This window comes from Bradyrhizobium sp. USDA 4353 (genome assembly GCF_054063215.1).
The window spans coordinates 2827938-2841842 of the sequence record NZ_JBSSGB010000001.1; the positions used below are offsets into that span (position 1 = coordinate 2827938).

Below are 13905 nucleotides of genomic sequence, written 5' to 3' on the forward strand. Positions count from 1 at the left end.
TCGATCTGGACCCGCTCCCCCATGACCACGACGGGCGTGGATTCAATTACCCTGCGGAGGGCGAATGCTTGTGGTGGTCGCAATTGTCCACCGCAACATAGTTAATGCATTCTTTACGCTTCTCACCGAAGCTCCGGCGGGCGACCGAATGACGCTCGCATTCCGGCACTCTGCCCCTCGTGACAGAACATGACGATGGCGGCTGATCCCCTGGAAGTCGTCAGCATGCAGCCAGCCTTGCGAAAAGGCGACGAGATCGCCGACCTGTTCGCTCGGGCGAGTGCGTTTCACCGGTCTGGCGATCTGGAGAAGGCGCAGGCCGGCTACAAGAAGATCCTGAAGAAGCGGCCGAACCATTTCGGCGCGCTCTATCAGCTCGGACTGTCCGAGCACCAGAGCAGCAATTCGGACTCGGCGGAGCGCCTTCTGAAGCGGGCGCTGCTGGTCGAGCCGCAAAACGTTGCGGCAAGATATGCGCGCGCGGTCGTCCTGTCCGCGCTGCAGCGGAACGGCGAGGCGTTGACCTGCTTCGACGATCTCCTCGCCTTGAAGCCGGATTTCTTCGACGCGCATCTGGAGCGCGGCAAGCTGTTGTCGCGGCTCCGGCGCTTTGCGGACGCGATCTCAAGCTACGACACCGCCCTCCAGCTCAATCCGCAGCGGCTGGACCTGTTGATGAACAAGGGCGAGGCGCTGCACTATCTCGGCCGGTTCGTCGACGCGATCGCGTGCTACGATCAGCTTCTCGCGGCGCATCCCACGCATGTTGCCGCCGTGATCAATCGGGGCTGCGCGTTCAAGGATCTGCGTCGCGCCGATGAGGCGATCGCCGAATTCAATCGCGCGCTGGCGCTCGCGCCCGACGACACCACGGCGCTGATCAATCGCGGCGAGACGTTCCTCACGCTCAAACGCAACGACGAGGCGCTCGCTGATTTCGACCGGGTGATCGCGCTCGATCCGAGATTTACCCTGGGCTGGCTCGGCCGCGCCAACGTGCTGATGTTGAACAAGCAGGTGAGCGAGGCGCTGGAGGCCTGCCAGCGCGCGCTTGCGATCGAGCCGAGCTCCGCGAAGGCGCTGAGCCAGATCGGTCAATGTCATGCGTTGCTCGGCGATGCCGAGGCCGCTGTCGCATTCTTCGATCGGGCGCTCGCGATCGACCCGGCCGACGAGATCGCGCTGGCGAACCGGATCTTCTCATTGGACTTCTGCGAGGTCGGCTTCGCGCAGCACCAGGCGGCTCGATCGGAGTGGTGGCGCCGGATCGGATCCAGGATCGCCGAGGCGCATCCACCCGACCATGCCAACGTTCTCGACCCTCACCGGCGGCTGGTCGTGGGCTATGTGTCGGGCGATTTCCGGGAGCATTCCGCCGCCCGCACCTTCCGGCCGGTGCTGCAGAACCACGACAAATCGCAGGTCGAGGTGATCTGCTATTCGAACTCGCCGGTCCAGGACGAGATCACGGCCTCGCTCAAGCAGGCTGCCGATCGCTGGCGCGACGTGATGCAATGGTCCGACGATCAGCTCACGGAGTGCATCCGGGCCGACCAGGTGGACATTCTCGTCGACCTCTCCGGACACTCGCGCGGCAACCGTCTCGGCACGTTCGCGCGCAAGCCGGCCCCCGTCCAGGTCACCGCGTGGGGCCATGCGACCGGCACCGGCCTGACGACGATGGATTATCTGTTCGGCGATCCGGTGATGGCGCCGCCGGAGGTGCGTCATCTGTTTGCCGAGCAGGTCCATGATCTACCCTGCATGATGATCATCGAGCCGCCGCCTGAGGGGCTGCGCAGCCTCGAGGCGCCCGTGATCTCCAATGGCCATGTGACCTACGGCGCGTTCACCCGGGCGAACCGATTGTCCAGCGCCGTGATCGACGTCTGGGCCCGCATCCTGCGCGCCGACGTCACCTCTCGATTGCTGGTGAAGGATTATCTGCTCAGCGATATCGCGATCCAGGCCAAGTTGCTGGCCGAGTTCGCTGCGCGCGGCATCGCGGCCGATCGCATCGACCTGATCGGGCCGACCTCCCGCGACGAGCACCTGGCCGCCCACCGGCTCATCGACATCTGGCTCGATCCGTTTCCGAATGGCGGCGGCGTCTCCGCCTGGGAAGCCCTGCACATGGGCGTGCCGGTCGTCTCGAAGCTCGGCAGCGGCATGTGCAGCCGCGCCGGCGCCGCGATCCTGACCGCGATCGGCATGGCCGACTGGGTCGCCGCGACTGATGATGACTATGTCGACATCGCGCTGCGCTCGACGCCTGATCAACTCAGGACGATCCGTCGCCAACTCCCCGACCTCATCGCCGCCCGCTGTGCTCCGCCCATCTACACAAGGGCCGTCGAAGCGGCCTATCGCACGATGTGGCAGACCTATTGCCGCGGGCGGCAGAGTTGACTCGGGTGACGGCGGGCCTCTGGCCGTCGTGGACACCTCTCAGGTAAGAGAGGATCATACCAGTGAAGTCATGGACTGTCGGGTGTTCCGGCGGGAACGTCAGGTTGTTTACCTCCATTGTTCATGATATGTTCCAGTTAGCGCGCACTTCCGTTGACATCTGTTAACGGTCTGAATATCTCCACCTCTCAAGGTGAAGCCGGTGGCCGACAGACCAAGACATCCAAAGAAGGACGTCGAGGAGGCGGTTCGATACTGCGAGCAGCACGGCTGGAGGTTCCGCAAGATGGGCCATTGGGGCTGGATGTATTGTCCCCACCCGGACCATGCAGATCGCTGCCACGTCGTGGTGAATGGTACTCCGCGAGATGCCGGCACGCACGCGCGGCAGATCAGGCGCGCTGTCGACCGCTGTCCCCACGGTGGCAGGGAGCAGGACGATGAAGACGTTTGAGTTCAGCATCATCGCGTCCGGCCTCGATCCTGAGGCAGAGGATTTTGGCGACCGCTTCTATGATGCGGGTTGCGACGATGCCTTGGTGGCCTATCAGAAGGGGCACATCATCATCGATTTCGCCCGCGAGGCGGCCACGATCGATCAGGCCGTCGCGTCCGCAATCGAGAACGTCCGGAAAGCTGGTGCCGTCATCGATCGGATCGAGCCTGACCCGCTTGTCAGTCTCGCCGACATCGCCGCGCGCACGGGGCTGACGCGTGCCGCGATCACCAACTACTTCAAGGGCAGCCGTGGCCAGAATTTCCCGGCGCCCGTCGCCAAGGTAACCTCGGAAAGCCCGCTATGGGATTGGGCCGAGGTCGCGCGCTGGATGGCGTCGAGGGCTAAGGTGCCGGCCGATCTGATGGTCGAGGCGTGCGTTCTGAAGGAAGCCAATGCCGCGATCGGTGCAGGAGAGGTGCATCTTGCGGATCGCCTCAAGCAAAGCGCTGATCAGGCTATGCAGGCGTTGAAGGTCGCTTGAACGACGCTCCGAAGCGGCGGGTGGGGCAGACACACGGGGCACGAAGCTGGCCTCGGTGATGCGCCCACCGAGCGTCGCCGCAGACACTTAAGGTGAGCACGCGCTTGCGCGCTTTGCCCACCCTACAACAAAGGGCCCGCTACTTCTTCTTCGCGCCAACGCGCTCCAGCGACTTGATCGCCAGCGGCGGGCGGCCGGATTTTTCGGCGATGTTGCGGTCCTGCTCCATGATGAAGCCGCGTGCGGGCTCGTCACCGTCGAGGCCGCCCAGCAGCTCGGCCGGGACGCGGCGGTTGGAGCGCTGCGAGCCGTCCTCATAGGTGACGTTGAAGAAGGCGAATTCGCCTTTGGGATTGGAGCCGGGTTTCTTTGCCATGGGGGCTTTTCCAGGATCAGGAGCGCCGCGTCAACGAGGACGGACGCCGGTCTGCTCGTCGATTTTGCTGAAGAGAATGGTTAAGGGCTCGAGCCGGGCAGGGCAGCGATGGCACCGATGCCTCGCGTCTTCCGCTCGGGGGCGAGCGCATCGCGCGGGGCGCGCGATGCGTGCCGGCTGAGACCAGCCTGATATGGGGATCGTGCGGCGGTTTTCCTACCCTTGTGCCTAGCCTGCGGCCACATTCGGGCTCCTCGATTTTGCCGGATCGGCATGCCCCCATGCGCCCGATTCCATGTCAGCCTGATGAACGCCGCCTTCCGGGACGCCGATGTCGATGCCGCAACTCACCATCTGGTACAACACGCGCTGCCCGGTCTGCGACGCCGGCATCGACTGGCAGCGCAACAAGCTCTTGGCGCTGGTGAAGTCGGGCCGCGTCGCGTTCAAGGATATCAACGAGGAGCCGCAGGCGCTGGCCGCATTCGGTGCCGACGTCGACGACGTCCGCCGCCGCCTGCATGCGACCGACGAGGACGGCCAGCTGATCACCGGTGCCGACGTCGCGCTGCTGCTATGGAAGCTGACGCCGGGCGAGGGCTGGCTCGCCACGCTGCTCGGCAACCGCGTGATGCGGCCGCTGACGCGCTTCGGCTACGACCGGTTCGCGGATGGGCTGTTCGCCTGGAACAAGTGGAAGGGGCATTGGTGAGGGTTGCGCGCTTGAGCCACCGCTCTCGCCGCGCGATCGGCGTGCTCCCCTCCCCCTTGCGGGGATGGGAGCGCACCGTTCGTGGAGAAGCAGCTCGGCTTTAGCGTCCCCGCACCTTCACCCGCGCATGTACCCGCGTGCCGCCGCGCGGACCATCCTCATCGTCGCTGCGGCCGAGCGCCATGATCGCGGTGCCCATCGCGGTCGAGCCGAAGGTGACGAAGAACGAGCCGAGCAGCAGGCCGATGGCGACGCCCGGCGAATGATCGGCGAAGATCAGGTGGCGCAGGCCCCACGGATCGAGCACCAGCAGGCCGCCGACCAGAACCACGGCCATCGCGAGCCCAAGCGCGAGGTTGATCGCGAGCAGGCGGAACAGAGGCGACTGCAGCAGTCGACGCTGGCGGGGCGGCATCGGCGATCTCCGTTGGGATCGTGAACGACAGCAGAATCGTAGCACCGATCACGCCTCGCTCAAGGCCGGAGCCGCCCGGGAGAGGCATGGCTGAGCCGACCTGCCGTGGCTCGTTTTGGCACAGGCGCGCAGATCGCCGCGCCGCGCCGCCTCAGGCCGCCTCGCCCTCGGCGACGCCGTGCTGCTTGGCGATCACGGCCTGCCAGACGCTGGCGATCGCGCGCTGCGTCTCCGGCGCGATCAGGCAGTGGCCCTCATGGTCGAAGCCGCAGAAGCGTGCCGACGGATCCTTGCGGGTCTCGATCAGCGCCTTGTTGATCATCTCCAGCGAGGCCATCACCTGGCCGATGTTCTGCAGCCGCGTGTGATGCAGGATGTCGATCAGCCGGTAGATCATCACAGGCGGCTGCCCCAGCGCGATGCCGGGACGGCCGAACTCGAAGAACACGTTCATCGCCGGCAGCACGCCCTGGATCTGCGCCAGGATCTTCGCGGCATCGTCATTGGTGCAGGCGACGAGATGCGCGCCCTGCACCGGCAGGCTCGGCGCCGGCGGCGTCTCCGGGCCGAGCCCGAGGCCGGCCAGCACCTGATGCTCGATCCAGCGCCGCACCTCCGGTGGCGCCGAACGGATCTGGTCGGCAGTCAGCGTAATCCCGATCATGGCGTCGTCTCCTTTTGCGCGGGAGATTAGGAAGTGAGCATGGCGCGGTATTGACGAGGATCAAGGGGGGCCTATCCCTTCTGCCTCAGCAACATCGCTGCCAAATACAGTGCCCTCGCCCCTTGCGGGAGAGGGCATGTGCGGCCTGTCCGAGCATGCGGTTGGGTGAGGGGTCTCTCTCCGCGAGCGACACTTGCGGAGAGAGACCCCTTACCCAACCGAGCTTGCTGCGCTGTCCTACATGCCCTCTCCCACAAGGGGCGAGGGCGCATTAACACCCGGCTCGCCCGCGGCGCGATTGCTGGAGCGATGCCCGGCATGACGAGATGATTGAGCGTCTGGGCCATTTCTGCAAATGCGCCGATCGCCACATCCTCCGCCCCTATTTTGACGCCGCGCTTTCTGCCATGGCATGATCCTCCCCGATTGCATGAATCATCAGGGATCCCGCATGCTCCTGCGTCGTCTTGCCGTGCTGCTCGCGGCCTCGCTCTCCGCCTGTGTCGCTACCAGCTCCGCGCAGGCCGCGCGCTGCGGCGGGGATTTCAATACGTTCATCTCGAGCTTCTCCGCGGAGGCGCAGAGCGCCGGCGTCTCGGCCGGTACGATCAGCCAGGCCTTGTCCGGCGTGACGCTCGATCCGGCCGTGCTCGCCTTCGACCGCCGCCAGCGCTACACCTTCAACAAGAGCTTTGAGCAGTATGTCTCGACCCGCGTCGGCGCCGGCCGGATCAATGGCGGCCGCGCGATGCTGCAGCGGCATGCGGCGCTGCTCTCGAAGATCGAGCAGCAATATGGCGTGCCGCGCCAGATCCTGGTTGCGATCTGGGGACTCGAGACCGATTTCGGCAAGGGCGATATGGGCAAGCTGCCGGTGATCCGCACGCTCGCCACGCTCGCGCATGATTGCCGCCGCACCGAGCTGTTCCAGGGCGAGCTGCTGGCCGCGCTGAAGATCGTCGAGCGCGGCGATCTCAGCTTGCGCGACCTGATCGGCGCCTTCGCCGGAGAGATCGGCCAGACCCAGTTCCTGCCGTCGTCCTACATCAAATACGGCGTCGATTTCGACGGCGACGGCCGCGTCGATCTGCGCCACTCCACCGCCGACGTGCTCGCCTCCACCGCCAACCTGCTGCACAGCAACGGCTTCAAGATGGGCCAGCCCTATGACGAGGGCTCGGCGAATTTCGATGCGATGCGCGAGTGGAACAGGGCGGTGATCTACCGCAAGACCATCGGCTACTACGCAGATCAACTGATGGGGCGATAAGGCGCACGGCTTCAATTCGACGACCTGACGTAGCCGCCGCCTGCTTTTCTTATTGCATGTGGGCTGCAGGCGTCAGCCGAGGCCTCGCTCTCCCTGTGCTCTCCATTTGTTGAGCGCGGCGAATGCCCGACACTCGGCGCGTCACGCACCGCGAGACCGCCTTCGCGCGACGATCAGCTCGCGCCGACCTTGGCGGCCGCCTTCTCCAGCCGCTTCGCCAGCACCTTCCAATAGGTGGCGGGCATGAACCGCTGCAGCAGATCCATGAAGCGCGCATCGCCGCCGATCAGGATGCGCGGCTCGTTGCGCTCGATGCCCTGGATGATGCGCAGTGCCGCGTCGCGCGGGCTCGTCTTGGCGAGCCGCTCGAAGCGTTCGATCGATTGCACGCGGCGCGCATTGTCGGTCATCCCCACGCCGGCGCGGGCGTTGCGCGCGATCGCGGTCGCGACGCCGCCGGGATGCACGACCGACAGCTTCACCGGGCTGTTGGCCATGGCGAGCTCGTGACGCAGGCTCTCGGAAAATCCACGCACTGCGAACTTCGCCGCCGCATAGGCCGACTGGCCGGGCGGCGCGATGATGCCGAAGATCGAGGACAGGTTGACGATGTGCGCCTCCGGCTTCTGCGCGAGATGCGGCAGGAAGGCGCGGGTGCCGTGCACGACGCCCCAAAAATTGATGTTGAACAGCCACTCGATCTCCGCCTGGTCGATCTCATGAAAGGCGCCGAACAGCGCGACGCCGGCATTGTTGACGACGATGTTGAGCGACGGATGGGCGGCCGTTGCATCCGCCGCGAATTGCGCGATCGCTCCGGGGGCGCTGACGTCGAGTCGGTGCGTGGTGATCTTGCGGCCGCGTGGCGCAAGCTCGGCCGCGACGCTGGCGAGGCCCGCTTCGTCGCGGTCCGCGAGCGCGAGGTCACAACCGCGGGCGCCCAATTCCAGCGCCAGAGCGCGGCCGATGCCGCTTGCGGCGCCGGTGATTGCAGCGGCCTTGTCGATTGCCGTCATTGTCGCATCCCCCTTTGACTGCCGGTTCCGGCTCGCGTTCCAAGCGGCCTGATCACGTTGCGTCACTTTTTCGCATTGGAACCGAACCATCCGGCGGCTTTGCTTTTAACTCAGACTGCTGATGGGAATGTCAGGTTTTTTGGAGGTATTGCATGGGACAGTCGCAGCCGTTCCGCGCCACGGCGCTGATCGTTGAGGACGATCCGACTCAGCGCGAGATGATCTCGCTGCTGCTCGAGGAGAGCGAGTACGACGTGATCGCGTGCGAGAGTGCCGAGGCGGCGGAGATGGTCTTGAACAAGCCCGGCAACCGCGTCGTGTTGCTGATGACCGACGTCAATCTCGCGGGCCGCATGAGCGGCGTGGAGCTTGCGCACATCGCGCGGGCGCGTCATCCGCACATCAACATCGTGGTCACCTCGGGCCGGCCGCTGTCGCAGCCGCTGCCGGGTGATGCCAAGTTTTGGGCCAAGCCATGGGCGCCGCTCGACGTGTTGCGCGAGGCGGAGGTCACGCTCGAACGCGCGCCTGAGCTGCAGCGGAGACTGGGGGAGTAGGACAGCGTGATGCCTTAACGGCCCGGAGCGGTCACCCCATTTCTGATATCGCGAAGATCGGGGTGGCGAGCAATGGAGGCGGGGGCCGCAGCAGAGACCGGGTGGAAGCCGCGCTCCCACCCGGGGAGTGCAACTACTTCTTCTTGGCGGCCTTCTTGGTCTTCTTCGCCGCTTTCTTGGTCGCCTTCGCGGCCTTCTTTGCCTTCTTCGCCATGGAATCCTCGTCAGGAGTTGATGGATTGCAACGCGACTTCGAGGCTTTCGCTGGCGCAAGCCAGCTATGCATCAGCCTCGGGAGTTGATCCCAGCAGATTCGCGAAGCTCTGCCTCACGCTGTCACCAGCGGGCATCGGCTTATCCACAGCTCGCTGCTTCGGTTGGTCGCGCGTTGTTCGCATCGGCCGGGGAGAGCAGGGTTAACACCGGGCAAATCGTGTCTTCATTGATTCAAAACCAAGGCGCAATCTTGGTTGTGCAATTGAGGAACCGTTAAGTGCGCGGCGCTCATGTTACCGCAAGCCACAGGGAAGGTCATGAGCGCGGCGTTGCTGAACATCGAGGACGGGACTCGCGTTGTCCCGCTGTCGGAATGCTGAACGTTCCGACCTTGTGGACCGCCTTCGTGGTCAACTTCCTCGCGCTCGGCCTGATCTGGGCCTATGTGATGCGCAGCTATCCCAATCTGGAGTCGGCGCGCTTCTGGACAGCCTCGGCCTTCATGTGCGCGCCGGCCGCGCTGTTCGCGCTCGCCCGGTTCTACGTCGGCTCGTTCCTGCCATTGCTGGTCGCCGCGTCCCTGATGATCTTTGCGATCTGCCTCGCCGCGATGGGCGTCGAGCGCTTCTATGGGCGACGGGCGTCATGGCGGCTGAGCGCTGTGGTGGTCGGGTTGAGCTGCGCGTCGATCGCGTTCTTTCTCTATGTCCACGACAACGGCCCGATGCGCATCCTGAGCTACTCGGTCGGGCAGGCCGTCCCGGTGGTCATGATCGCGCGGTTGGTGCTGGATGCCCGGCATGGCCCGATCAACCCTGGGGCCAGGCTTGCGGGGCTGCTGTCGATCCTGATCGTTGCCGTCTTCATGGTCCGCGCCGTCGGTGCCTTCCTCGGGGCCGACTTCAACTTCAGCCATTCCACCAGCGGCCAGGCCGCCGCGGTGCTGCTGCTGATCTTCCTGTCGATGTCGCTGAATTTCGGCTTTCTGCTGATGGCCGTCGACCGGCTGCGCAACGAGGTCGCCGATCTCGCGCTGCTCGATGACCTCACCGGGGTCGCCAACCGGCGTCACCTGATGCAGCGACTCACCGAGGAATGTGCGCGCGCGGAGCGGTCGCGGCGGCCGTTTGCGCTGTTGGTGATCGACCTCGACGGCTTCAAGCTCATCAATGACACTCATGGCCATGCGGCGGGCGATGCCTGCCTGCAGCATTTCACCTTGATGGCGCAGACGCGGCTGCGGCCTGGCGACATGCTCGCCCGCACCGGGGGCGACGAGTTCTGCATCCTGCTGCCGTCGTCCGGGGTGCGCGAGGGCGCTATGATCGCGCAGCGTGTCCTCAAAGTCTGCCGCGACGACGCGGAGGCCTGCGCCGGGGCCGACGTGCCGATCGAAGTGTCGATCGGCGTCGCCGAATGGACTCACGATGTCGGCGCGTTTCCGGACCGGCTGATGGCGCGGGCGGATCAGGCGCTGTATGCGGCCAAGAAGGACGGCAAGAATCGTTTTGCCGTCTATCAAAGCGAGCTGGATACGCCCGCATTGGCGCCCGACCAGATCGAGGCCATCACCATGCACCACCCACGTCAGGATGCCGCGGCGGAGTAGGGTCTGCTAACATCCCCGGCCATGAGGCCGATCCTGTTCTTCCTCCGCGCAGCGCTCACGCTGCTTCTCATCTCTCCCGCGGCGGCCGACGATCTCGCCGTGCTCGCCCGCGCTTCCGGCACGCCGGAGATTCCGGGCCTCAGAATCGTCTGGCTGGCACCGTGGGGCGCGCCGGAGAAGGCGCATCCCTGGACCAACATCATCGTCCACCAGACCGAGGGCCCGGCGGGATCGGCGAAGGCCGGGGCGCTGGCGCAGGCCAAAAACCCCAGAAGACGCGGCGTCACCTTGTGGGTGGAAACCGACGGCACGGTGTATTGGGCGGTGCCGGAAACCCTGGTGACCCTGCATGGTGACGGCGCCAATCGCAACGACAACCGCTATATCGACAACGGCCCGACCTACCGCAAGGTCGTGCGCGACAATTCGATCGGCGTGGAGTTCGCCGGCAACTATCCCGACGTCACCGCGCCTCCGACCGACGCCCAGATCGCCGCGTGGCGCATTCTCTCGAAGCTGCTCCGGCTGCGCTATCAGATCCCGCGGGAGCGGATCTATGCGCATAACTGGATCGACTACAAGGACGCCCGCTATTGCGAGGGCTGTGCGCTGGCCGAGCTCGCGCGCGCCATGCCGGACTAGCCTCACTCAACAAGAAGCCGGCGTTTCCGCCGGCTCCGATCGCTTTCAAAACCACCTCTGAGCAAGCCGCGCGTCTAGTGCGCGGCCTCCAGCGCCGCCGCCTCCTGCTTGGCGATGGCGCCCTTGACGGCGGACTGCACCTTCTCGAACGCGCGCACCTCGATCTGGCGCACCCGCTCGCGCGACACGCCGAACTCGGCCGCGAGGTCCTCGAGCGTCATCGGCTCGTCGGCCAGGCGCCGCGCCTCGAAGATGCGGCGCTCCCTGGCGTTGAGCACGCCGATCGCGCCGGTCAGCGCCTGCCGGCGGTGGTCGTACTCCTCGTGCTCGGCCATGATGGCTTCCTGGTTGGGCGAGGTGTCGACCAGCCAGTCCTGCCATTCGCCCGCTTCGCCGTCGTCGCGGATCGGCGCGTTCAGCGATGCGTCGCCGCCGAGGCGGCGGTTCATGTCGATCACGTCCTGATCGGTCACGCCGAGGCGCTTGGCGATCAGCTTGACCTGATCCGGACGCAGATCACCTTCATCCAGCGCCGAGATCTTGCTCTTGGCCTTGCGCAGGTTGAAGAACAGCTTCTTCTGGTTCGCGGTGGTGCCCATCTTAACGAGCGACCACGACCGCAGGATGTACTCTTGTATCGACGCCTTGATCCACCACATGGCGTAGGTGGCGAGGCGAAAACCCTTCTCGGGCTCGAACCTCTTCACCGCCTGCATCAGGCCGACATTGCCTTCCGACACGACTTCGGATATCGGCAGGCCGTAGCCGCGATAGCCCATGGCGATCTTGGCCACGAGTCGGAGATGGCTGGTGACGAGTTTCTGTGCTGCGTCGCTGTCGTCATGCTCGCGCCAACGCTTGGCGAGCATGTACTCCTCCTGCGGTTCCAGCATCGGGAACTTGCGGATCTCGGAGAGGTAGCGAGCAAGTCCGGATTCTCCGTTGAGAACCGGTAGTGTAGCTGTACGGGCCATCGAGCGCCCTCCAGTTGGTTCAGGCCCCCGATAGCGGCGGGCCAGGCAAAGCGGTCACTTGGTTAAAGCCAACCGGTTTGCGACGTTCCATGCGTCGACCATTCGACGCAGACGCAACATACACCATTTTTCTCCTCCCGTGGAAGGATTCCGGGGGTCACGTCCCCGTGTGGCAGCTATAACCGCTTGTCATACTTGCGTTTTCCTGAACGGCCTGCGTCATAGCGCCGCTCGCAAGGCGCGCTCCAAAAGAGAAAGATCCTCCGGCAAGTCCGATTCCCAGCGCATGATTTCTCCGGTGCGGGGGTGCTCGATTACCAGCAGATAGGCATGCAGCGCCTGCCGCCCGAGCTGCTCCAGCGCCGTCCGCGCCGCCGGCGCGAGCTGGTTCGCCTTGGTCTTGAAATGCGGGCCGTAGACCGAATCGCCCATTAGCGGGTGGCCGAGATGAGCGAGATGCACCCGGATCTGGTGGGTGCGTCCGGTCTCGAGATGGCAGGCGATCAGCGCCGCCACCGGCTTGCCGTCCCGGCCGGTAAAACTCTCCATCACCTCGTAATGCGTGATCGCCTCGCGGCCTTTTGCGCGCACCGCCATCTTGTCGCGCGCATGCGGATGCCGGTCGAGGGCTGCATTGATGGTGCCATGCGGCCGATGCGGCAGGCCCCAGGCGAAGGCGAGATAGCCGCGCTCCATCGCGCCGGTGCGGCCGTGATCGGCGAACTGCGCGCTCAAGGAGGCGTGGGCGTGGTCGTTCTTGGCGACCACCATCAGGCCGGTGGTGTCCTTGTCCAGCCGGTGCACGATGCCCGGCCGCTTGACCCCGCCAATGCCGGAAAGACTGGCGCCGCAATGCGCGATCAGCGCATTCACCAAGGTGCCGCTCTCGTGCCCGGCGGCGGGATGCACCACCAGGCCTGCGGGCTTGTCGATGACGATGATGTCGTCGTCCTCGTAGACGATTGAGAGCGGGATCGCCTCGGCGGCGGGCTCGGCCGGGACGGCTTCGGGCACGTCGATTGTGATCGTGTCGCCGGCTGCGACGTGATAAGCGGGGTCCCGCACCGCCTCAGCGTGAAGCGACACCTGTCCGGCCAGGATCAGCGCCTTCAGCCGGGACCGCGACAGCTCCGGCAGCTTGGCTGCCAGCACGCGATCGAGCCGCGGCGAGCCTTCGTCGCCGGCGACAATGACCGTCATCAGACCGTGGGATTGTGAAGTCGAGATGTCCATGAATTCTACCCTGGCGCCCGAGCCGTCCTCGCCCGAGCAGGCCCAGCTGATGGCGCGGCTGCGGCGCATGATGATGATCGCGGGCGTGACCACCTCGGTCGCGATCGCAGTGCTCTTGGTCGCCATCGGCTATCGCCTTTTCCGCGGCGAGGGAAGCACGGCGTCGGGTCCGGACCTCACCGCCATGCTCCCGAAGGGCGCCCGCATCGTCTCCACCGGCACCGCCGGCGACCGCCTGGCGGTGACCGTGGACATCGCCGGCGCCACCGAGATCCGCACCTTCGACGCCAAAACCCTCAAACCCACCGGCCGCCTCCGCTTCGCGGTCGAGCCGTAAGGGCAGGGCGGACGCTCTCCACGTCGAGCGGGACTCGCGGCCCCCACCCCCGACCCCTCCCCGCAGCCGAAATCGCTTCGCGATTGCGGCGGGGGGAGGGGAGCCCACCACGCTCGCGGCCGCCTGATTCCGTCCCCATTGTGAACCGCTCCCTCCACCACCCGGGCAGTCGACTCCTCTCCCCCTTGCGGGGAGGGGTCGTGGGTGGGGGTCCCCACGGGGACTCTCTCCACCACCCCCAAAAAACTCCCATCCCGCATCTTGCGGCGCGGCGCGTTCAAGGCTATGCGGTTCACCTCACGCTCCCTTCGTCTAGCGGTTAGGACGCGGCCCTCTCAAGGCTGAAACAGGGGTTCGATTCCCCTAGGGAGCGCCATTATTAGGCGCTCAACCCTTTATCTCCGATCTGCACGCGCGGCTCCTCAGCCTCGCGGCGCGCATGCGCGTCCGAGCTTTGCTCTCAGGCACGCCCTTTCAACAGAAGGGCGCAGGGAA

General features: G+C 65.5%; 15 protein-coding genes and 1 tRNA gene. 9 read left to right on the top strand and 7 right to left on the bottom strand.

Features of this window, described 5'->3' with window-relative positions:
- Positions 1–195: 195 nt before the first annotated feature.
- Both ACVILH_RS12720 and ACVILH_RS12725 read left to right on the top strand, forming a co-directional pair.
- Positions 196–2409 (top strand): tetratricopeptide repeat protein, encoded by a 2214-nt coding sequence (locus ACVILH_RS12720; protein ID WP_456713186.1) that lies wholly within the window; start codon positions 196–198, stop codon positions 2407–2409.
- Between the two features lie 440 nt (positions 2410–2849).
- Positions 2850–3389: a helix-turn-helix transcriptional regulator gene (locus ACVILH_RS12725; RefSeq protein WP_456713187.1), complete on the top strand. Its 540-nt coding sequence runs from the start codon at positions 2850–2852 to the stop codon at positions 3387–3389.
- Between the two features lie 139 nt (positions 3390–3528).
- On the opposite strand, the gene ACVILH_RS12730 is transcribed toward ACVILH_RS12725, so the two are convergent.
- Entirely contained in the window at positions 3529–3765 is a 237-nt protein-coding gene (locus ACVILH_RS12730) for a hypothetical protein (RefSeq protein ID WP_456713188.1), read from the bottom strand.
- 337 nt (positions 3766–4102) lie between these two features.
- On the opposite strand from ACVILH_RS12730, the gene ACVILH_RS12735 reads away from it, so the two are divergent.
- Entirely contained in the window at positions 4103–4477 is a 375-nt protein-coding gene (locus tag ACVILH_RS12735; RefSeq protein ID WP_456716961.1) for a thiol-disulfide oxidoreductase DCC family protein, read from the top strand.
- Between the two features lie 100 nt (positions 4478–4577).
- On the opposite strand, the gene ACVILH_RS12740 is transcribed toward ACVILH_RS12735, so the two are convergent.
- Both ACVILH_RS12740 and ACVILH_RS12745 read right to left on the bottom strand, forming a co-directional pair.
- Positions 4578–4892, bottom strand: coding sequence for a hypothetical protein (locus tag ACVILH_RS12740; protein ID WP_456713189.1), 315 nt, complete (start codon positions 4890–4892; stop codon positions 4578–4580).
- 151 nt (positions 4893–5043) lie between these two features.
- Positions 5044–5556 carry a hypothetical protein gene (locus ACVILH_RS12745; protein WP_456713190.1) on the bottom strand — a complete coding sequence of 171 codons (513 nt, stop codon included), beginning with the start codon at positions 5554–5556 and terminating at the stop codon, positions 5044–5046.
- Between the two features lie 451 nt (positions 5557–6007).
- Here ACVILH_RS12745 and ACVILH_RS12750 point away from each other — a divergent pair, with 451 nt between their 5' ends.
- Positions 6008–6826, top strand: coding sequence for a lytic murein transglycosylase (locus ACVILH_RS12750; RefSeq protein WP_456713191.1), 819 nt, complete (start codon positions 6008–6010; stop codon positions 6824–6826).
- A gap of 173 nt (positions 6827–6999) precedes the next feature.
- Here the strand turns inward: ACVILH_RS12750 and ACVILH_RS12755 are convergent, their stop codons facing one another.
- Entirely contained in the window at positions 7000–7842 is an 843-nt protein-coding gene (locus tag ACVILH_RS12755; protein WP_456713192.1) for an SDR family NAD(P)-dependent oxidoreductase, read from the bottom strand.
- 152 nt (positions 7843–7994) lie between these two features.
- Here ACVILH_RS12755 and ACVILH_RS12760 point away from each other — a divergent pair, with 152 nt between their 5' ends.
- Positions 7995–8399 carry a response regulator gene (locus ACVILH_RS12760; RefSeq protein ID WP_456713193.1) on the top strand — a complete coding sequence of 135 codons (405 nt, stop codon included), beginning with the start codon at positions 7995–7997 and terminating at the stop codon, positions 8397–8399.
- Positions 8400–8532: 133 nt separating this feature from the next.
- On the opposite strand, the gene ACVILH_RS12765 is transcribed toward ACVILH_RS12760, so the two are convergent.
- Positions 8533–8685, bottom strand: a complete 153-nt coding sequence (locus tag ACVILH_RS12765) for a hypothetical protein (protein ID WP_456713194.1) — start codon at positions 8683–8685, stop codon at positions 8533–8535.
- Between the two features lie 303 nt (positions 8686–8988).
- On the opposite strand from ACVILH_RS12765, the gene ACVILH_RS12770 reads away from it, so the two are divergent.
- Positions 8989–10224, top strand: a complete 1236-nt coding sequence (locus tag ACVILH_RS12770; RefSeq protein WP_456713195.1) for a GGDEF domain-containing protein — start codon at positions 8989–8991, stop codon at positions 10222–10224.
- A 21-nt stretch (positions 10225–10245) separates the two neighbouring features.
- On the top strand, positions 10246–10866 hold the full coding sequence (locus ACVILH_RS12775; protein WP_456713196.1) for a peptidoglycan recognition protein family protein: 621 nt from the start codon (positions 10246–10248) through the stop codon (positions 10864–10866).
- A gap of 74 nt (positions 10867–10940) precedes the next feature.
- On the opposite strand, the gene rpoH is transcribed toward ACVILH_RS12775, so the two are convergent.
- Positions 10941–11840 (bottom strand): RNA polymerase sigma factor RpoH, encoded by a 900-nt coding sequence (gene rpoH, locus ACVILH_RS12780; protein ID WP_456713197.1) that lies wholly within the window; start codon positions 11838–11840, stop codon positions 10941–10943.
- A gap of 219 nt (positions 11841–12059) precedes the next feature.
- Positions 12060–13040, bottom strand: a complete 981-nt coding sequence (locus ACVILH_RS12785) for an RluA family pseudouridine synthase (RefSeq protein ID WP_456713198.1) — start codon at positions 13038–13040, stop codon at positions 12060–12062.
- A gap of 31 nt (positions 13041–13071) precedes the next feature.
- Between ACVILH_RS12785 and ACVILH_RS12790 the strand changes: the two genes are divergently transcribed.
- Together ACVILH_RS12790 and ACVILH_RS12795 are read left to right on the top strand one after the other, a co-directional pair.
- Positions 13072–13410, top strand: a complete 339-nt coding sequence (locus tag ACVILH_RS12790; RefSeq protein ID WP_456713199.1) for a hypothetical protein — start codon at positions 13072–13074, stop codon at positions 13408–13410.
- A gap of 301 nt (positions 13411–13711) precedes the next feature.
- Positions 13712–13786: transfer RNA gene (locus tag ACVILH_RS12795), tRNA-Glu, on the top strand.
- The last annotated feature ends 119 nt before the right edge of the window (positions 13787–13905 follow it).

Bases quoted from the DNA above. Each gene is read 5' to 3' on its own strand.
- ACVILH_RS12760 (WP_456713193.1), top strand. From the start codon at position 7,995: ATGGGACAGTCGCAGCCGTTCCGCGCCACGGCGCTGATCGTTGAGGAC.
- ACVILH_RS12735 (WP_456716961.1), top strand. From the start codon at position 4,103: ATGCCGCAACTCACCATCTGGTACAACACGCGCTGCCCGGTCTGCGAC.
- rpoH (WP_456713197.1), bottom strand. From the start codon at position 11,840: ATGGCCCGTACAGCTACACTACCGGTTCTCAACGGAGAATCCGGACTT.
- ACVILH_RS12775 (WP_456713196.1), top strand. From the start codon at position 10,246: ATGAGGCCGATCCTGTTCTTCCTCCGCGCAGCGCTCACGCTGCTTCTC.
- ACVILH_RS12740 (WP_456713189.1), bottom strand. From the start codon at position 4,892: ATGCCGCCCCGCCAGCGTCGACTGCTGCAGTCGCCTCTGTTCCGCCTG.
- ACVILH_RS12765 (WP_456713194.1), bottom strand. From the start codon at position 8,685: ATGCATAGCTGGCTTGCGCCAGCGAAAGCCTCGAAGTCGCGTTGCAAT.
- ACVILH_RS12745 (WP_456713190.1), bottom strand. From the start codon at position 5,556: ATGATCGGGATTACGCTGACTGCCGACCAGATCCGTTCGGCGCCACCG.
- ACVILH_RS12750 (WP_456713191.1), top strand. From the start codon at position 6,008: ATGCTCCTGCGTCGTCTTGCCGTGCTGCTCGCGGCCTCGCTCTCCGCC.
- ACVILH_RS12785 (WP_456713198.1), bottom strand. From the start codon at position 13,040: ATGACGGTCATTGTCGCCGGCGACGAAGGCTCGCCGCGGCTCGATCGC.
- ACVILH_RS12755 (WP_456713192.1), bottom strand. From the start codon at position 7,842: ATGACGGCAATCGACAAGGCCGCTGCAATCACCGGCGCCGCAAGCGGC.
- ACVILH_RS12790 (WP_456713199.1), top strand. From the start codon at position 13,072: ATGAATTCTACCCTGGCGCCCGAGCCGTCCTCGCCCGAGCAGGCCCAG.
- ACVILH_RS12720 (WP_456713186.1), top strand. From the start codon at position 196: ATGGCGGCTGATCCCCTGGAAGTCGTCAGCATGCAGCCAGCCTTGCGA.
- ACVILH_RS12730 (WP_456713188.1), bottom strand. From the start codon at position 3,765: ATGGCAAAGAAACCCGGCTCCAATCCCAAAGGCGAATTCGCCTTCTTC.
- ACVILH_RS12725 (WP_456713187.1), top strand. From the start codon at position 2,850: ATGAAGACGTTTGAGTTCAGCATCATCGCGTCCGGCCTCGATCCTGAG.
- ACVILH_RS12770 (WP_456713195.1), top strand. From the start codon at position 8,989: ATGCTGAACGTTCCGACCTTGTGGACCGCCTTCGTGGTCAACTTCCTC.